The sequence below is a fragment of the Neobacillus sp. genome (assembly GCF_031988165.1).
GTDB lineage: Bacteria > Bacillota > Bacilli > Bacillales > Cytobacillaceae > Neobacillus > Neobacillus rhizosphaerae.
Genome location: NZ_DALZYO010000018.1, coordinates 18894 through 37862 on the forward strand (window position 1 = coordinate 18894; position 18969 = coordinate 37862).

Consider the following 18969-nt stretch of genomic DNA (forward strand, 5'->3'; position numbering starts at 1 on the left):
ATATGATAAGAAGTTTGATACTCATTGGCTTTACTTACTTACTGTTTCATCTCCATCTTTCCGGAGATATTAACAAATATATTAACATGAAATACTCTTACCTTTCAGCAGCTGCTGGCTATGGGTTATTAGTTTTAACCATTGTTCAAATTTTGCTACTGAATAAAGAGCAATCAAAAGATATAGACTGTGATCATGAGCATTGCGGCCATAATCATGCTAAAGAGGATAAGTGGTATAAAAAGCTTTTCATCTATCCGATTTTCGCTTTTCCAATAATCTCAGGTTTGTTTTTTCCAATCGCCACGCTTGATTCAAATATTGTTAAGGCAAAGGGATTCCACTTTCCGATTTACGATGAAGGAAAAGGGGACTCATTTATGCAGCAGCAATTCCTACGTCCTGATACAAGTGTTTATTATGGGAAAGACGATTATGATGCTTTAATGAAGAAAGAAAAGAAAAAATACGTTCAACAAAAAACCATAATCTTAAATGATAAGAATTATTTAAAAGGAATGGAAACTATTTATAACTTTCCTGGAGATTTTTTAGATAAAGAATTTGAATTTAAAGGTTTTGTTTTTAATGATGCTGAAACGATTGATAAAAATCAACTGTTTGTATTTCGTTTTGGAGTAATTCATTGTATAGCTGACTCCGGGGTCTTTGGTATGCTTGTTGACATGCCTGAAGGAATAAAATTGAAAAATGATGAATGGATAACGATAAAAGGAAAAATTTCGACCATTTATTATCAGCCATTTAAAACAAATATCCCTTATTTAAAGGTTGAGAAATGGACGAAAACAACTGCCCCTAAGGAACAGTATGTGTATAGAGGGTATTAGAAAAGCCCAAGCGCCTTGGCCCTGTAGCCGGACATTTCTGAAAGTGCAAAGATATTAATTTTGATCCTATAAAAGAAGACGCCAAATTTATGGCGTCTTTTTCTGAATGAACAAAAATAATTCCAAACTATTTGTTTTTAATATTTTTGAAGACGTTGATGGCAAAGAGGATGATGCCTAAAACCATTAGTGTACCACCTATAGCAACTGCCGGCTCTGCTTTTTCTGTCCCTGATACTAAAAATGCAAGACCGATCATCATAATTGGTAGAGAAATATTATGAATCCAGAAGTGTACCTTGGCTAATGTCGTTTTTGCGGCACTTGGAAAAGCGACATAAATCAGACCTGCTAATGCCATTGACATCCATCCTAATAAATTAATATGAACGTGTACAGGAGTGAAAGTGAATTTCTGGGTCATCGACATGTACATACCAATGCAAACCCCAATGACAAAATACACAACAGAGATTTTAATAAACTTTAATCCCATTTTCCTACCCCCTTTTTCACTTGAAAATAGTGACTACAGTACTAAATATGTAGGCTAATATTGAAAAAGAACTTTCCTTTTTTTAGGACGAGGAAATTTTTTTTTGATTATTAGGTGAAGAAATATAAAAAAGCACCTTGAAATCAAGGTGCTCAAAAATGTCTTTTGTTAAAATAACGCCTTTATTCCTACTAATACAAGGCCAATCAAAAATCCGCAAACAGCCCCGTTTACGCGAATCCACTGCAGATCTTTTCCGACATTTGTTTCAATCATGTGAATAAGTGTTTTATTATCAAGTTTTTCTAAATTTTCCTCAACAAGCTTTCCTATTTTTGAATGATTTCGATCAACAAAGATGGAAATTTGTTTCTTAATCCATAATTCCAGCTGCTTTATTTTTTCTGGATTTTCTGTTATTTCATCCAGATTTTTCGTAATTAATGGAAGCAGATATTCATCATAGAAATTAGGCTGTTCCACGAAATTATATGCCTTTTGCTGAATTTCGGTTAAAAATTCGATAATTTTCTCTTCAGGTTTCCATTTTTCAATGATTTGTGTTTTAAACAGATTAAGTTCTTCATAAAACTTGTCATCGCTTTTAATATTTTGCAGTTTGTTATGAATGTGGATTAATAAGGTTTGTCTATTTTGATTAATGGGATCACGATAACTATCAACGCCTTTAAGAATGAGGCTCTGAATAATATTCCCCAATTTTTCCTCATTGACAAGGTTGCTAAATGATCTTAAAGCAAACTGCATAATACCATCTGCTTTAATATTTTCAATCATATTTAAGGCCATACCGCCCAGCTTATATTTTGTACTGTCCTTTTTAGCCCATTCATCAATTTCTTTAAGGACGAAATCCAGTGTCTTTTCATCGTATTTCCGAATGGTAATTTGATCGATGAGCAAGGGAAGATAGTATTTTAATTCCCAATCGTTTAGTTGAGTTTTTAGCTCTCGTTCAACAATGGGGGCTATTTTTTTTATCTCAATCCTATTTATTAAATGTTGAATAAGGGTGATGAGCTTTTCCTTTACTGGCTGAGCGTGCAATTCCTTATTTACGACTGAAAATAGTTTTTCCGTGAAATGGAAAGTATCTATTTTATTGCGAATACTCTCCTTCGTTAGCCAGTCATTTTCTAACATCGAAATGATCTTAGCAATAATCTTTTCCCTGTTTTTAGGCAAAATGGCTGTGTGGGGAATTGGAAGACCTAGTGGATGGCGGAATAAGGCTGTTACGGCAAACCAGTCAGCAAGCCCCCCAACAAGTCCTGCTTCAAATCCTCCCTGGAGAATGATTCGCCATACTGATGGCGGTAATGGAATTGTGGCTAAAAATCCAGCTGCCATTACAATAAGAGAAATAGTCGCTAAATGCTGCGATTTGTTTTTCCGATTTAACATCTTTGAAACCCCTCGTTTTAAATAAATATTGTTGTCTATTGATATTATCTCATTTTAACAAAAAATAAAGCAATTAATTAATAAATCATATATAGGAATAAAACATTAGCATGTTCCCAATTTAGGTTTGATTAAGCTGAAAAAGAAGGATCTTTCACTTGGAAGATCCTTCTCGCTTTCAAATATAATAAAGTGATTTATGCTACTAATCGTTCTATTAACCATATACCACCTAAAAGAAAGGCGATAATTGAAACAAAAACAATAGCCTTCCTAGAGTACTTCGATCGATATAATAAAGATAACACTGGCAAAAGTAGTAGGACAATTGCAAGCTGGATAATTTCAATCCCTATATTAAAACTAGCTAAATCGATTGCTAATGCACTTTTTGGGATTTTCATTTCTTTTAAGATATCTGCAAAGCCCATCCCGTGAATAAGCCCGAAAACAAACGTTATGGCCCATCGATAGCTAACCGTTTTACGGAAAATATTTTCCAAGGCTACATAACAAATACTTAATGCTATTGCAGGTTCTACAAAACTTGAAGGAATATTTATTATGCCTAATACTGTCAAAGTTAAAGTAATGCTGTGTGCTATCGTAAAAGCTGTAATAGTTGCTGCAATTTGCTTGAATTTCTGTCTAGCGATTAGAAGTGCAAGTAAAAATAATAAATGATCATATCCTGTGAGAATATGATTCATCCCTAGTTTCAAAAATGAAAACCATGAAGATGAAGTAGTAGTTTTAACGGGATGACCTTGTTCAGTTTGTTTTTGTTCAGGATTCGGCTGGACAGTTTGTTCACCAGGGGACTGCTGTTCCTGTTGAACTTCCGTTATTAGCATCGTCCATATTCGATTTTTTCCTTCTAATACGGCTTCACTCGTTTGGCCCATATAAGATGCTGAGATTAAATCGACATAATTGGTTCCGGTATCATTGAAATAAAACCCATCATTATAAACAAATGTGTCGCCAGGCAAAAACGCTGGGAATGTCATCGTGATTGAAAGAAATTCTTTATTTTCCTTTTTGACAATCTTCATTTTCTCGATGGTAGGAGTTTGTTCCTTATTTCCCTTATCAAGTGTAAGACCTTCGGTAATTAATTCCTCTAGATGATGTTTTTCTTTTTTAATTTCTGATGGTTCAAGAATCCAGTTTTTGTTTTTGTCGATTTTTGGAAGTAACTCTAATATCGATAAAGTATCTATAGAAAATACAACCTCTGTTTTTTTACTATCCATTGTTATATTTGTATAACTAACACTGTAAGCATGTGCTGATGTACTCGCAGGAAAAGAAATAAAAGAAAGTAGCATAAAAGATAGTACTATCAAGGTTAGAGGTCTGACTTTAAAATATTGTCGAAATTTGTTGAAATATGACAAGGTATTAATCCCCCTTAAATTATTATACTGAAATAATTTCCTGAATATGCCAAATGAAAGCGCAAACTAATTCATCCTTTATATAATCATATTTTACACATATTTGTATACCCTATATAAAAAATTTTACGAATTCTTATATAATAATTTACTAAAAAATTATATCTTTCAGTCTGAAAATTTTGTAGAATTATAGTGTAATTAAAATACAAGAAAGATAGGTTATTAAAAAAACACATCTTATCTATATTTAATTACAAATTTACGAAAAGGGTGGTTAATGAATGGTAGTAAGAAATCGAAAGTTCAAGCGCTGGACAAGTATGTTCATGACAGCTCTACTTTTGATCAGCACATTTTTGCCAAGTGGTTTAATTGGCAAAGCTCATGCGGAGCAGGCTGATCATGTGGTTATCTCTCATTATTTCGGTGGGGGAGGAAATGCAGGGGCTCCATATAATAAAGACTTTATCGAGCTATACAACCCTACTGATCAGCCAGTTTCACTTGAAGGATGGTCAGTGCAATATGCATCTGCAACTGGAACAACATGGTCGGTGACTCCATTAGCTGGCACAATTCAGTCTCATGGCTATTACCTAATTGCAGAAGCAGGTGGTGCAACGGGCGCTGTTCTTCCTACTCCAGATGTTTCAGGCTCAATTACAATGGGTGGTACAGGTGCGAAAATCGCATTATTCAAAGATAATACTACTGCTGCTACAGGAGCAAAACCAGAAGGTACAATTGATTTTGTTGGTATAGGAGCTGCAAATGCTTATGAAGGTTCTGCACCAACAAAGGCCCCATCAAATACAACAAGCGTACAACGTAGACCGTATGCAAACGTTGACCCAGGTTCTGGCAAAGGAAATGCTTGGGATACTGATGACAACGCAGCAGACTTCTATGTAGGAGCAGTTGCTGCACCAAGAAACACTGCAAGCGCACCTGAAAAACCAATGGTTCCAGTTACTAGCTTGCAACCAAAAGGAAATAATATTCAATTTTTAAAACAAGATACTATCGTAACAGTAAAAGGTTCAATCGATGCAGTTGAACCAGGTTCGACTGTTAATGTATATGAAAACGCATCCAAAGGTACAGCTCTTGCTACAGCTACAGCTGGAGCGGACGGTTCCTTTACTGCAAGCCTTCCTTCTGACAAAGCACTAACATTTGTATATGTTTCTGCTAAACAGACTGGTTTGGATGAAAGTGCAGCAATTCAAATTAACTTAGCGACTGCAAGTACGTCAGTAGTTCAATCAAAACTAAGCTATGTAGTCAATAACGGGGTCGGTACATTAATTGGCGGTGCAGGTTCCGCAGCTGCAAATGCAATTATTAATGTCTATCCAAATGACCAAGCAAACGGTAAAGAAAGATTAGTTACTAACGATGTAAAAGCAGGTACTTCAGGAGATTTTTCTGTTACGATTAACAAAGCTCCTGACACAGTATATGTGACACAAATGACAACTAGCAGTAAAGGAATCATGTTAGAAAGTGTTCCTGTATCGGTTACCAAAGCTGATACAACTGTAATTTCAAAGCTTGCTGAAGTTCGTGCGTCTGATGCAAAAGGACAACCGGTAAACCTAAACAAGTTCTTTACGGTTGAAGGTGTTGTAACAGTAGACAACCAAATCCTTGGGACACAGAAACAAAATTTCTTTATTCAAGATGATACAGCTGGAATCAACATCTTTGGTTCAATAGAAACACCATTTAAGACTGTTAAAGGTGATAAAGTTCGGGTTACCGGCAAAATTTTATTTTACAATGGTTTAACAGAATTGGAAGCTACTTCTATCGAGAAAATTAGTGAAGGTAATACATTACCAGAAGCAAAAACTCTTACAATTAATGATTTAAATACTTATGCAGTGGCAGAGCCATTGGAAGGCAGTCTAGTAACTGTAACTGGTAAGGTTTCAGCAACTACAGCTATTGCTCCAAACTGGAATGTCACGTTTGTTGACGAAAACAATAAAGCTACACTATTGAGAGTTATGGCACCAACTGGAATTAAGCCTGATACCGACCTTGTGACGGGTAAAAGTTATACAGTTACAGGTGTATTAGGTCAGTATACAAAAAATGCTTCAGCAACAGGTGAGTATCAGGTATTCCCACGTGATACTAAGGATATTGCACCAATTCTAGGTATCACTCACACAGCATTAAAAACTGTTTACAAAGACGCAAATGTAGAATTTGAAGCAAATGCAGACGGGGCAGAAACAGTTACGGTTTACTACAGAGCAGCTGGAACTGCTGAATATACTGCATTACCAATGCTTAAAGGCAGCGAAGGCCGTTATACAGTAATATTGCCAGCAGCCAATGTACCTCAAAACGGCTTTGAATATTATATTGAAGCAAAGGCTGAAGAAAAAGTAAAATCAGCTGGGACAAGTACAGCACCATTTGCGGTAACAGTAATTGCCGATACTACTGGTCCAAAAATTAGTGGTGAAACACCACAAGATGAAACGAAAGTAGAACGTACAAGACCTGAGATTTCTGCTCTAATTGACGATCCAAGTGGTGTTGATGAAACCACTGTACAAATGTGGCTGGATGGTCAAGAACTAAAAGCACCAGAGGCGTCCATTAACAAAACACAAGTAAAATACACACCTGGGACAGACCTTGCACTTGGAAAGCACATTGTAAAGGTTTCTGCAAAAGATGTAAAAGGTAACCTAAGCGAGAAACAATGGACATTTGAAGTCGTTCCACGTTTTACAGGTGGACATCATTACCGTGGTACAACACACAACCACACCAATATTTCACATGATGGAGCAGGTAATCCTGAGGATGCTTTAAAGGCAGGTAAAGCTCATCATTACGACTGGTTTGCGTTCTCAGACCATTCACATGATATCGACCCTGAAAAATTAGGAACAGACACGGTAGAACGTAAAACGGCCTCTGGTGCAGCTGTGCCAGAACGTTCTGGTGGAACACAATGGCAATTAACAAAAGACCTAGCATCTCAATATACGAATAAGGACTATGTCGTTTTCCCAGCGTTTGAAATGACCTCTACTACATGGGGACACTCAAATATCTTTGGTTCAGATAATTTTATCGACCGAAATATTAATGGGAAGCAATATCAAGACTTAAGCCAATATTATGCATGGGTAATGACATACGATGACATCGTAGGCCAGTTCAACCATCCAGATATGTCTGCTAATGCTTTTAACAACTTCAAACCGTACAATAAAGACGTAGACAAATTATTTACAATGTTAGAAGTTGGAAACGGTTCTGGGCACTATGGTTATGCAAATGCTGAAGGAAAATTCTACTCTGCATTAGATTTAGGCTGGCATGTTGCTCCAACTTATGGTGAAGATAACCATGAAGGAACATGGGGCCAAGTAAACGCTCGTACAGTTATCGTTGCAGACGATCTTTCTCAAGCTTCCCTTCTTCACTCTATGCGTAATATGCGCGTGTACATGGAAGAGGATCCAAACTTTACGTTGGATGTTTTAGCAAATGGATACTATATGGGTTCCACAGTTGAAAGCAAGACATTAAATTTTGATATTAAAGGAAGCGACCTTGTAGCCGAAGCACATAATGATAGCGACTATAAATATCTTCCGACTTCTTACAAATCAGATGATAGAATTGCAAAAGTTGAATTACTCTCAAATGGTGGAAAAGTAGTGGATTCTATTTCGCCTATGGAAAAAGACTTCACATGGAAACCATCATACACGGTAAAAGGCGGCCAGCAATGGTTTGTCGTTAAAGTTACCCAAATGGATGGCGAACGCATTTATTCTTCACCAATCTGGTCAAAAGAAGAATCTGTCGATGTAAAAGTTAACGATATTAGTATTGATAGTGGCGTTATTATTGGAGGTAACCCCTCTAAATTAACGGCAACAGTTGCTAATAACGGTACTGAAGTCATTAAAAACCTAAAGGTAGATTTCTATTACGATGAAGTAAAACCTGAGAATTTTATCGGAACAAATAACATCTCATCTATTTTAACGAAGAGCTCAGCATCAGCAACAGCAACATGGGCAAGCCCAATAAAAGGCGACCATCAGATAATTGTAGTTGTGACCTCAAATGATGGACTTGACCTTGGTGATGTGAAGTATACGTTACCGGTAAAAATTAAAGAACCACTCGGAATTAATGTAGTAATCGATGCTGCTCACGGTAATGAAAATACAAGTGCTGATAGTGGATCATATAAGGATAATTTAACAACCTTTACACTTATGCTTCAAAAAGAAGGATACACAGTAACAGAAAATAAAGTAGCAATTACTGATGATGTCTTAAGTAATGTAAAAGTATTAGTGTTAACACATGCGAGAACAGCATTAACAGCTAGTGAACGAGATGCCGTTTCTAAATTCGTGAAAAATGGCGGCTCCTTATTAATGGCTGGAAAGAGCAATAACGGCACCACAGATCCAACAGTTAATAATCCATTATTAACTGATATTGGATCTGCTATCCGAATGGGCAACGACGGAGTATTTGATGATAGCAAGACTGGAAACTTCTGGAGTGATCCAAAGGTTAGCCCATTTGCTGTTAGAGTACGTCCAGGATTAGTATCAAATTATATTACTGATCGCGTATCATTTGTTGATTACTATGGCGGAACAAGCTTGTCAGGAGCTGATAATCAGCCATTAACACAAAGCGGTAAGGTTACACTCCTAGCAAAAGGTAATGAAACCACATACCAAGGTCATATTCTAGGCGGATACACGTATGATGCTGTTTCCGATGAGACGGGCGGATCAGCGATTCCGTTAATCGCGTCAGAGGAAATTGGTGAAAAAGGACGTATTGTTGTTTCCGGAATGAACATCTTTAACAACAAACAGTTGGATGAATCATATGAGCCAAAAGGAAATGACGAATTAACATTAAATGCAATAAATTGGTTAGCGCATCGTGACACCAAAGTTTCAAAAATTGCTGACATTAGAAAATTAGCAGATGAAACGGATGTTGTTGTGGAAGGAACTGTTACGACTGGAGCAGGAGTATTCTTCGACGCTTTCAACCTACAGGATGAAACCGGTGGTATTATGGCGTTCCAAGAAGTTCCAGATGGTTCTTTAAAACCAGGCGATAAAGTCCGAGTTTATGGTCATATGAAGACGTTTGATAATAACAAAGAATTAGAGTTTACAAATTTCTCTAAAGATGTTATTAAAATCGGTACTGGCGAACCTCTTCAACCAAAAGTAGTTCCGACTGGTGAAGCAACATCTGTTGCAAATCAAGGACTTCTTGTTAAGGTAAAAGGAACTGTTGTATCTAAGTTCGATGAAAATTCTTATGTTATCAATGATGGTTCTGGTAATGTGTTAGTGTTTACGGATGGTTATATCGTGAACCAAAGCAATGTTCCTGTACCAGTCCTTAAAAAGGGTGACACTCTAGAAGCAGTTGGAATTTCAGGTGCTTTTTCACAGGGTGAGAGAATCCGTGTCAGAGATACTAGAGAATTAAAAGGAACTGAAGTAGCCGATACAACAGCCCCAGATGCACCAGTAGTAAATGGTGTAACGGATGCAGATGTAGTCATCAAAGGTACAACAGAAGCAGGAGCAACCGTTGTAGCTAAGGTAGACGGTAAAGAAATCGGTAAAGCAACAGCTGATAAAGATGGTAAATTTGAAATCACCATTGCGAAACAAGTAGCAGGCGTGAAAATTTCTGTAACTGCAGCTGATGCAGCAGGTAATGTAAGTACAGCAACAGAAGTAACGGTTACTGACGTAACAGCACCAGCAGCACCAGTAGTAAATCCAGTAACAGATGCTGATTTAGTCATCAAAGGTACAACAGAAGCAGGAGCAACCGTTGTAGCTAAGGTAAACGGTAAAGAAATCGGTAAAGCAACAGCTGATAATGATGGTAAATTTGAAATCATCATTGCAAAACAAGCAGCAGGCGTGAAAATTTCTGTAACCGCAGCTGATGCAGCAGGTAATGTAAGTACAGCAAAAGAAGTAACTGTAGACAAAACAGTTGAAGTACCAGTAATTAAAGCAGGCTGGGTATTTGAAAATAGCAACTGGTATTTCTACAATGAAAAAGGTACTATGACTAAAAATTCTTGGGTTCTAACAAACAGCAAATGGTATTATGTTGGAACAACGGGAGTAATGGTAACAAATTCATGGGTTCAAACTAGCGGTAAATGGTACTTTGTTGATAGCAAAGGTGTCATGAAAACCAATGAATGGGTTCAAACTAGCGGTAAGTGGTACTTTGTTGATGGTAAAGGTGTCATGAAAACAAATTCATGGGTACAATCTAGCGGTAAGTGGTACTTCTTAACTGCTAACGGAGCCATGCAGACTGGTTGGGTAAAAGTTAATAACCAGTGGTACTACCTTGCATCAAGTGGAGTCATGCAAACTGGTTGGATCCAGATTAACAAGAAATGGTACTTCCTTTACAATGATGGCCACATGGCAGTCAACACGACTATTGGAAAGTACAAAATTGGTAAAGATGGAGCTTGGATTCAATAACAAGACCATATGAACCTAAAAACCTCCTCTCAGCTTTGAGAGGAGGTTTTTTTCTGGGGTTTAATATGTGTGACAAGTCCATCTAAATCAGTTATATAAAATTGTATTTCTGGAGCTACTTTAAGATAGTGTTCCTGCAGCAGCTGATAATAATTCACTCTCTGCTGCGGATCAAATTTTAACATTGGATATTCCTTATGCTCCTTGACATATTGGTCAACGGCCTTTTGAACGATATCCATCTCTATTGGTATTTGTTTTTCGTTTTCTTCGAATAAATCATAGGTTTCCTTTGACATATAGAAGTTTTTAGTAGGAATCCCACCAAGTAAAGAAGCCAACTGCTTAAAGTCGATACTATTATCGTCCTGAACAAGAATCGTCCGGTAAACACCCTTCGGCAGATTATCGGAAAACTTCCTTATGGCCATCCGAACATCCTCAATCGTTACATCAATAACTGGGAAGTTTCTAATATCTACTGGCTCCATATTTATAGATTGTTCCTTGTCTTTTCTTTTTGGAGTAGGGGATGTAAAATATTTTTGAACCATTGAGTAGACAGTCACGCCGCCAAGTCCAATCCCTGTAAAGATACCAATCAGTGTTAAAGTGGGGTAAATATCAAACCGTGTATCCAAAAGTGCCCCCAGCTTGTAACCAGCATAAACACATATCGCAATGGTAATACCAAACACCATATTTAAAGAAAGGGCTTTCATTAGAAAGGTCGTAAATTCATTCCAATGGGTATCATTGTGGTTCTTTTCATTCTTAAGAAATTTCCTAATTTCTTTTTTCATTTCTTCAGATACATGATTTTCTGTAAAAAAACCTTCGAGATATTCCTCATTTGATTTCTCTTCATTCTTCAAGAGGCAAGCTGTTTTCTCGATCGAGCCTTTAGTGTAATGAACATAAATCCATTTTTCTTCAAACCCTAATTCAAGATTTTCTGACACTCTTCCTAAGTATTTTGTAAACTTGTGTTTCATATATTAAGCCCCCTTTATTTGGCCGTTTTGAGTTAAGGACCGAGACCGTGAAAGGAATGCTTCCTCTTTTGCTTCTTTAAGGATTTGTTTGGCCATGTCTTTAGCATCCTGAATAATTAATTTCGCCTCATTTTCATTATGCTTCATCATTTCTCTCGCGTCTGCTCTTGCTTGTTTAAGAATGTCTTCACTTGCTTCAAAATTTTTTTTGGCATCAAGTTTGTATTTTTCGGTTAATTGCAGCTGATTTTCTATATGTTGTTTTCTTGTATCCAGAATATTCACCAGCTTTTTAAAAACAAACTTCTTTAAAATAAATACAAGAATCGTAAAAATAATAGCTTGATAAATCATCGTACCAAAAGAAATTGGAATACCAAATAAAGTGAAATCACCCATAACATTTCAACTCCATTTCTATATTATGTTAAACGGTGAGCAATGTAAACCATCGTAAGTGTTACAAAGATATAAGCCTGAATCGCTCCTATAAAAATACAAAATGCCTGCCAGATCAACATAGGTACAGAAGTAAGAAGAGCTACTACAAACCCATGGGTTACTGCATTGGCTAACAGGGCGAGCATAATCTCTCCTGCGTAAATATTTCCAAACAAGCGTAATCCTAATGTTAAGGTTGTGGCCAGTTGTTCTATGGCATTGATAGGAAATAATACTTTAAACGGTTTGAAAAAACTAAGAACGAAATGCTTGAATCCATGAAGACGGATATCAATGAAGTGTGTATAGACGATAATCATAATGGCGAGGGTCATGGTTACATGTGCGTCAGCAGTAGGAGATTTCCACCAAGCAACAGACTGCTCCTCAGCAGTAATAATCGAGAAGGGGACACCCATAAGATTGGCAATAAATAAATACATTAATAGAGAAACACCTGTTGATAAAATAAATAAATTGTTTGAAACACCGATGGAATTGTTCATGATATCTGAAACAAACTCCAAAATCCATTCCATGAAATTTTGCCGTTTTTTAGGTGTGTTAGTTGTAGGATTTCGGGTAAAAAAGTAGGCAATGAGGAAAACGATGATAGTAGCAATGGTCGTTGTTATGATTACCGATAAATCAAACGTTAAATTGAACCAAACTACTTGAGGCCTTAAATGTTCTATGATGTCCAACCCCTTTCTTTTTAAAGTATGGGACCAGATAATAGGTGGAAATGATTAGAGAAGAGAGATTAATAGGCTATATCTTCATTATATACAAAAACTTTCATTATTGTAACATAGTTCACAATTTATTGCTAATTTTCAGAATAATATAATTTACAAGGTGGATAATGTATACATCATTATTTTCGTAATACGTATTGTTTTGAGGTGGATAGTAATAATGGGAAAATTTTAATTAGTTCATCTATTACTAATTGTTAATATAAGTCAGAAAATAATCAATTTTCGAAATTATTTAACACTTTTTTCCTTTTATCAAATGTTGTAAAATAAACAGGAAATATAAAGAGAAATTGGGGGAAAATGAAAATGAAAAAGTTATTAGTATTATTAACAGCAGTATCGTTTGTCTTTGGTCTGACAGCATGCTCAAGTAATAATGATACAAAGGCGGATAAGAAAGAAACACCAAAAGAAACAGTTGCTCCAAAAGTGGATGTTAAGAAGGAATTAGTTAGATTTTACATGGATCTTGGAAATAAAATTAACGCAAAAGATGCTGATTTAAACGCATATGTAAATAAAGCATCAAAGCCTGATGCAAAACCTGAAGAACTGCCAACTGCTGACGAAAAAGCTAAAGCTAGTGAATCAGCTGCTGCAGTTGCTGCCGAGCTTACTAATACCCAATTTCCAGCAGGATTAAAGGATCAAAAAGCTGACCTTGAAGCAGCACTTAAAGATTATGCATCGTCTTACCAAGCAATGGCAGATGAATTGAAAAAGGACACACCTAATCTTGATGCAGCGAACGCTACATTCGCACAAGGCGAAGAAAAACTTGGAAAAGCTTTTGAAGGAGCTAAATTATTGCCGCCAACCTTAGGTAAGCAAGTAAACTAAATTTTTTTATAGAAACAAGCCGAGGTATACACTCCGGCTTGTTTTTTTATTAATCAATAATTAGACAAATACAAATAGGCATCCACTTTTTTCACAGTGGATGCCTTATTTTTTTGTTATTGGTGCTAATTTAGTGCTGGGTTGATTTTTCCTTATAGATAACATGTATTTCTTCGAGGCGGTCATCGACAGATAAGTAAGTTTCCGTTTCCTCAAAGAACCAAACATCATTACCTTCAACAAAGAAAGTAATACCATTTAACTCCTTTTTGAATCCTAAATTAGCAGGTTGCTCCGCAGAAAAAGCGAGGCTATAACCTTTATGCTTTGCGCCAAATCCGGCATATTGCGGAAACATCCGTATGCTGAACGGTTTTATGATATCGAATTCTTTTGAAAACCATAAACTAGCCTTTTCATCGATAGAAATAAACATATTTTACACCAACCTTTTCCTAGTTGATAATGATTCATAACGATAGAAATGGATTTAAAAACGAGAAATCATTTAGACATATTCACCATTTCCTTATGATAAGAGATTATAACTTTCTTTGACTTTTGCCTGTGATATAATTCACAGACTTCATCTATATAGAATAAGTTTTAAAGATGTTCATATTTTTGTTTCGAAACGGTCACATGTGTGAAATATATCAATAATGAACTGACTATTTACAACCTTAAATAGAAGAAAAAATATCCTAAAAAAGTCAAAACCGAATTCATTGATCAGTGTGGCTGTGGAGGCTATGGATTAAGAGTTTGAAAAATTTAAACTTTGTACCAAAAAATGTTCATTGTTGCTGTTTTTGTAACATGTTAATAGTAAAAACCGTGATAAAATAAAATAAATTAGCTAAAGGAGCTTTTAATAATGGAGATGGAATTTGAAAAACTAACGGAAAATGTTAAAGATATTAAAAGTTTAATTCATACATTTAATTCAACTTTGGAAAATATAGAAAGACGGCTTTCAAGATTAGAAAAGGTTGACAGCATTGAACATAGGGTAGCAGTAAACCAAATTGACCTATCCGATATTAAAGACTCACTTCAGCGTATCGAGAACACACATAGCAGTGAAATTCAACATATTAACCGCCGTCTTGATTCACATTTAGTGAAAATAGCAAAAGCTGAAGAGGATCTCATCATTTTAAAAACCAAATAATTTTGAACCAGAGACTGTAGGAAATTAATGCAGTCTTTTTTTGTTGGGTATATCTAGGTTTGACTGATCATGAACAGCGAGTCATATTGGTCACTGTGATGTTAAAATATTTTAAAGCTTTTCCTCAATTTGATAATGATATTGAGACTATTCTCTTGTCTTTAAAAAAAGAAAAAAGATCAGATTGTTGCTAATCTGACCTTTACTGTAATCGAACAGCTCTGCGTTGCAAACGCTTACAATTTTGTGAATAGGGCTTTGACGCCTAGGTATAGCAAGGCAAAAGAAAATACTAAAATGGCAAGTACTCCGACAACATGAAAAATTGATGATAGGCCAGCTAAAAAAGAAACTACAGGCATTTTAATTAAGGCAAAACCAGCCAAAATACAGGCTAAGAATAAAGCTGCTACATGATTCATAATTCATCCCTCCTTATGAACAGGATATGTTATTAATGACCACTTTGATTGGACAAATGTTCAATTTTTCATTATTCAATCATTCAAAAAAACAGACCGAATAATCGGTCTGTTTAATATTGGGTATTTATGATAATACCTCTGACTTGGTCATAGCAATGTGCTGGAAAATTGGTTCACCATCAATGGCATGTTTCGTGACCTCAATATATTTAATATGATGCTCTTCCATATCGAGGATTTTAAAGGAATAGGATTCATGGAGAAGGATGTCGCCTTCTTTTGCTTCGTAATTCTCAGTTAATATCCAGCCTCCAATTGTATCCACATCTTCATCATCAATTTCGACTCCCAATAAATCATTGACTTCACTCACTAAAACCTTGGAATCAATAATATAATGATTTTCCTTAATCTTGCGAATCTCAGGAATTTCATCCATATCAAATTCATCGCGAATCTCACCGACAATTTCTTCAAGAATATCTTCTACCGTAACAAGTCCTGAGGTCCCTCCATATTCATCCATTAATATCGCCATATGCATTTGCTCTTTTTGCATTTTTACAAGTAAATCATGGATTGGAATGGTTTCTATTACTCTTATAATGGGACGAGTATAGGTTTCTAAGCTGCTTGTGGAAAGTTTTTCATTCCCAATTAGGTCAGTCATGATTTCTTTAATATTAACAAGACCGATAATATGATCCTTATCTCCGTCAATGATTGGGTACCTGGTGAATTTTTCTTCACGGATAACTTTTAGAAAGGTTTCAAGTGTATCTTCCTTGGACATTGAAACAATTTCCGTTCTTGGAACCATAATTTCTTTCGCAATTCTATTATCAAAATCAAAAATTTTATTTACATACTTAAACTCCGATTGGTTAATTTCGCCACTTTTATAACTTTCAGATAGGATAATTCTCAGCTCTTCTTCTGTATGAGCAATTTCATTTTCAGAAACTGGTTTTAAACCAAAAATGCCAGAAACAATCCGTGCAGACCCATTTAGAACCCAAATAAACGGGAACATGAGCTTATAAAAAAAGATAAGCGGACGTGACACAGCCATGGTAATCCATTCAGCTTTTTGAATGGCCAGTGTTTTAGGTGCTAGCTCACCAACCACAACATGTAAAAACGTGATGGTTGCAAATGCAATTCCAACAGATAATAGGTGAGTAGCACTCTCGGGAATGTTGATTTTAACAAAAAGAGGTGCAAGCAAACCTTTAATGGTCTTTTCCCCAATCCACCCAAGAGCTAGAGCCGTTATCGTAATACCTAGCTGACAGGCAGACAAGTATTCATCTAAATTTGAAATTACCTTTTTGACTGAAATAGCTTTCGAATTTCCTTCTTCAATTAACTGATCAATTCTTGAACTTCTAATTTTAACAATCGCAAATTCTGAAGCTACAAAAAAAGCAGTTAAAGCAATTAAAATGGCTATTAAAACCAAGTTAAATATGTCCAAATAAATTCCCTTATCCCGTTTTTACACGAGTAAGGAGTCACCTCCCAGTGTAATAAAAAAATTAGCTCGTGATATTCAAAAGAGATTTCATTAGTGCAGTCCTAAGAAGACTTAGATTATTTGTCAGCTTTTCTTTTTGTTGTTCATCCAATTTCTCAAGAATTGGTATTAAATCCAATAAATCGTGATGAAGCTGCTGCATCTGCTGTGTAACAGCTTTAACATGTTTATCCACTTCTGAATCACGGATATTTTTCGCTTTTCTTATTTCTAGTTTTCTTCTAATCTTGTCTAATGGAAAGTGCAGACTCTTGCATTCTTCAATAAACTTTAAATCATTTAACGCTTCATCTGAATAAATGCGGTAATTTGACTTAGAGCGTCTCGCCTTTAATAAGCCAATAGACGTGTAATAGTCAATTGTTCGTTTTGACACATTCGCTATTTCAGCTATTTCACCAATTCGATAGACAGCCCCATCATACCACCTCAACAATAAATAAAATTAACAATAATTATAAAGATTTTATACCATACAGTCAAACGTTCTGGTTAGTGTGTATTACTTGATATCAACATTTTATGGAAATAAATCGTAAGTATGAACATAAAAATTTAAAATATTACAAAGAAACTCCAACAAATAACGCCCCCTATTTAAGAGATGCTATTTGTTGGAGTTTTTCTTACTCCAATATACAAAATATGATGACCTTCAATTTCCTCAATTTGAAAAATAAATCGGTCTATTTCAATGGAATCGCCTTTATGTACATCAAACTTTTGCGTTAAGAACCAGCCGCCAATTGTATCTACATCAGCTTCTTCAAGTGTTGTCCCTAAAAGGTCGTTGACTTCACTTATGAGGACCTTTCCATCCAAGATAAAGTGATCTTCACCTATTTTTTGTATTAAAGGAAGCTCATCAAGGTCAAATTCATCACGAATTTCACCAACTATTTCTTCGAGAATATCTTCGACAGTCACAATTCCTGCAGTGCCACCATATTCGTCTGAGAGAACAGCCATGTGAGAACGGTTTTTTTGCAGCTTAACCAACAGTTCTTGAATAGGGATGGTCTCAATTACATGAATCACTGGCTTTAAATAGTACATTAACGGCTGTTCACCAGTGCATTTTTGCTGAATACAATCTGTTAAAATCTCCTTAATATTAACAATCCCTAAGATGGTATCCTTGTCACCATCAATGACAGGATACCGGGTATATTTTTCTTCCTTCACCATTTCGATAATTTCTTCAAGTTCTGCATCCTTTGGAAGCGTAATCACCTCTGTTCGCGGAACCATGATTTCTTTAGCAATGCGGTCATCAAATTCAAATATTTTATTCATATAGTTGTATTCAGAATGATTTATTTCTCCGCTTTCATAACTTTGCGAGAGAATCATCCGCAATTCTTCCTCAGAAAGAACCATATCCTGTTCAGAAACGGGTTTAATTCCGAACAGACTAGTGATAAAACGGGCCGAACGATTAAGAACCCAGATAAACGGATACATCATCCGATAAAAGAATATTAGCGGTGGTGAAAAAAGCAGGATTATTTCTTCAGCCTTTTGAATCGCAAACGTTTTTGGAGCTAATTCTCCAATGACAACATTGAAAAAAGTTATAATTGTAAAGGCTAAAATAAACGAGATAATCTGATTTAATGAAAATGGTAATTGAATCCATTTAAATAGAGGATTCAACAGTTCGCGAATGGTTGACTCTCCGCGCCATCCTAATATTAAGGAAGTAATCGTAATTCCTACTTGTGTGGCGGATAAGTATCCATCCATATTGGATATGACTTTTTTGGCCGACTCGGCTTGTTTGTTTCCTTCCAACAGTAATTGATCAATTCTCGTTGAACGCACTCTAACAATTGCAAACTCTGATGCAACAAAAAATGCAGTAAAAGCAATTAAGAGCACAATTATGACAACATTCATCCAAATCATCGGTTCCCTTACTAACGGTAAGGTATGCCACCTCACTTACAAAATTACTCTTTGTCTCATTATTACCTTACAGTTCACTTTATAATTGCAGAATGTAAAAATTTATTATTCCAAAAATAGACCCAATGAGCAAATTTAATAAAATATTAAAAAAAGCTGCCAATT

At 35.7% G+C, this 18969-nt stretch carries 15 protein-coding genes; 4 read left to right on the plus strand and 11 right to left on the minus strand.

Features of this window, described 5'->3' with window-relative positions; genetic code table 11:
- Nucleotides 1-2 precede the first annotated feature (2 nt).
- Nucleotides 3-851, plus strand: coding sequence for a TIGR03943 family putative permease subunit (locus RTR43_RS12520; protein ID WP_312472344.1), 849 nt, complete (start codon nucleotides 3-5; stop codon nucleotides 849-851).
- A 127-nt stretch (nucleotides 852-978) separates the two neighbouring features.
- Here the strand turns inward: RTR43_RS12520 and RTR43_RS12525 are convergent, their stop codons facing one another.
- From RTR43_RS12525 to RTR43_RS12535, 3 genes are all read right to left on the minus strand, one after another.
- Nucleotides 979-1347, minus strand: a complete 369-nt coding sequence (locus tag RTR43_RS12525; protein ID WP_312472346.1) for a cytochrome-c oxidase — start codon at nucleotides 1345-1347, stop codon at nucleotides 979-981.
- Nucleotides 1348-1515: 168 nt separating this feature from the next.
- Nucleotides 1516-2772, minus strand: a complete 1257-nt coding sequence (locus RTR43_RS12530) for a DUF445 domain-containing protein (protein ID WP_312472347.1) — start codon at nucleotides 2770-2772, stop codon at nucleotides 1516-1518.
- Between the two features lie 197 nt (nucleotides 2773-2969).
- Entirely contained in the window at nucleotides 2970-4172 is a 1203-nt protein-coding gene (locus RTR43_RS12535; protein ID WP_312472349.1) for a HupE/UreJ family protein, read from the minus strand.
- A gap of 284 nt (nucleotides 4173-4456) precedes the next feature.
- Here RTR43_RS12535 and RTR43_RS12540 point away from each other — a divergent pair, with 284 nt between their 5' ends.
- Nucleotides 4457-10723, plus strand: a complete 6267-nt coding sequence (locus RTR43_RS12540) for an Ig-like domain-containing protein (protein WP_312472351.1) — start codon at nucleotides 4457-4459, stop codon at nucleotides 10721-10723.
- 29 nt (nucleotides 10724-10752) lie between these two features.
- Here the strand turns inward: RTR43_RS12540 and RTR43_RS12545 are convergent, their stop codons facing one another.
- The 3 genes from RTR43_RS12545 to atpB are packed head-to-tail and all read right to left on the minus strand — an operon-like array spanning nucleotide 10753 to nucleotide 12863.
- Nucleotides 10753-11718 carry an AtpZ/AtpI family protein gene (locus RTR43_RS12545; protein ID WP_312472354.1) on the minus strand — a complete coding sequence of 322 codons (966 nt, stop codon included), beginning with the start codon at nucleotides 11716-11718 and terminating at the stop codon, nucleotides 10753-10755.
- A 3-nt stretch (nucleotides 11719-11721) separates the two neighbouring features.
- A complete protein-coding gene (locus RTR43_RS12550) occupies nucleotides 11722-12117 on the minus strand; it encodes a F0F1 ATP synthase subunit B (protein ID WP_312472355.1) in 396 nt (131 codons plus the stop codon).
- A gap of 23 nt (nucleotides 12118-12140) precedes the next feature.
- Nucleotides 12141-12863, minus strand: a complete 723-nt coding sequence (atpB, locus tag RTR43_RS12555; protein WP_312472358.1) for a F0F1 ATP synthase subunit A — start codon at nucleotides 12861-12863, stop codon at nucleotides 12141-12143.
- A gap of 363 nt (nucleotides 12864-13226) precedes the next feature.
- Here atpB and RTR43_RS12560 point away from each other — a divergent pair, with 363 nt between their 5' ends.
- Nucleotides 13227-13760: a hypothetical protein gene (locus RTR43_RS12560; protein WP_312472361.1), complete on the plus strand. Its 534-nt coding sequence runs from the start codon at nucleotides 13227-13229 to the stop codon at nucleotides 13758-13760.
- Between the two features lie 130 nt (nucleotides 13761-13890).
- Here RTR43_RS12560 and RTR43_RS12565 read toward each other — a convergent pair whose 3' ends face one another.
- Nucleotides 13891-14196, minus strand: coding sequence for a HesB/YadR/YfhF family protein (locus RTR43_RS12565; protein ID WP_312472362.1), 306 nt, complete (start codon nucleotides 14194-14196; stop codon nucleotides 13891-13893).
- Between the two features lie 441 nt (nucleotides 14197-14637).
- Here RTR43_RS12565 and RTR43_RS12570 point away from each other — a divergent pair, with 441 nt between their 5' ends.
- A complete protein-coding gene (locus tag RTR43_RS12570) occupies nucleotides 14638-14934 on the plus strand; it encodes a hypothetical protein (protein WP_312472363.1) in 297 nt (98 codons plus the stop codon).
- A gap of 236 nt (nucleotides 14935-15170) precedes the next feature.
- Here the strand turns inward: RTR43_RS12570 and RTR43_RS12575 are convergent, their stop codons facing one another.
- The 4 genes from RTR43_RS12575 to RTR43_RS12590 form a co-directional block, all read right to left on the minus strand.
- Nucleotides 15171-15356: a hypothetical protein gene (locus RTR43_RS12575; RefSeq protein WP_248733940.1), complete on the minus strand. Its 186-nt coding sequence runs from the start codon at nucleotides 15354-15356 to the stop codon at nucleotides 15171-15173.
- A 127-nt stretch (nucleotides 15357-15483) separates the two neighbouring features.
- Entirely contained in the window at nucleotides 15484-16836 is a 1353-nt protein-coding gene (locus tag RTR43_RS12580) for a hemolysin family protein (protein ID WP_312472364.1), read from the minus strand.
- 61 nt (nucleotides 16837-16897) lie between these two features.
- Nucleotides 16898-17332 (minus strand): MerR family transcriptional regulator, encoded by a 435-nt coding sequence (locus tag RTR43_RS12585; protein ID WP_312472366.1) that lies wholly within the window; start codon nucleotides 17330-17332, stop codon nucleotides 16898-16900.
- 161 nt (nucleotides 17333-17493) lie between these two features.
- Nucleotides 17494-18804: a hemolysin family protein gene (locus RTR43_RS12590; RefSeq protein WP_312472444.1), complete on the minus strand. Its 1311-nt coding sequence runs from the start codon at nucleotides 18802-18804 to the stop codon at nucleotides 17494-17496.
- Nucleotides 18805-18969 lie beyond the last annotated feature (165 nt).

Coding starts and splice junctions, on each gene's coding strand:
- RTR43_RS12520 (WP_312472344.1), top strand. CDS start 3: ATGATAAGAAGTTTGATACTCATTGGCTTTACTTACTTACTGTTTCAT.
- RTR43_RS12525 (WP_312472346.1), bottom strand. CDS start 1,347: ATGGGATTAAAGTTTATTAAAATCTCTGTTGTGTATTTTGTCATTGGG.
- RTR43_RS12530 (WP_312472347.1), bottom strand. CDS start 2,772: ATGTTAAATCGGAAAAACAAATCGCAGCATTTAGCGACTATTTCTCTT.
- RTR43_RS12540 (WP_312472351.1), top strand. CDS start 4,457: ATGGTAGTAAGAAATCGAAAGTTCAAGCGCTGGACAAGTATGTTCATG.
- RTR43_RS12545 (WP_312472354.1), bottom strand. CDS start 11,718: ATGAAACACAAGTTTACAAAATACTTAGGAAGAGTGTCAGAAAATCTT.
- RTR43_RS12550 (WP_312472355.1), bottom strand. CDS start 12,117: ATGGGTGATTTCACTTTATTTGGTATTCCAATTTCTTTTGGTACGATG.
- RTR43_RS12560 (WP_312472361.1), top strand. CDS start 13,227: ATGAAAAAGTTATTAGTATTATTAACAGCAGTATCGTTTGTCTTTGGT.
- RTR43_RS12565 (WP_312472362.1), bottom strand. CDS start 14,196: ATGTTTATTTCTATCGATGAAAAGGCTAGTTTATGGTTTTCAAAAGAA.
- RTR43_RS12570 (WP_312472363.1), top strand. CDS start 14,638: ATGGAGATGGAATTTGAAAAACTAACGGAAAATGTTAAAGATATTAAA.
- RTR43_RS12575 (WP_248733940.1), bottom strand. CDS start 15,356: ATGAATCATGTAGCAGCTTTATTCTTAGCCTGTATTTTGGCTGGTTTT.
- RTR43_RS12590 (WP_312472444.1), bottom strand. CDS start 18,804: ATGATTTGGATGAATGTTGTCATAATTGTGCTCTTAATTGCTTTTACT.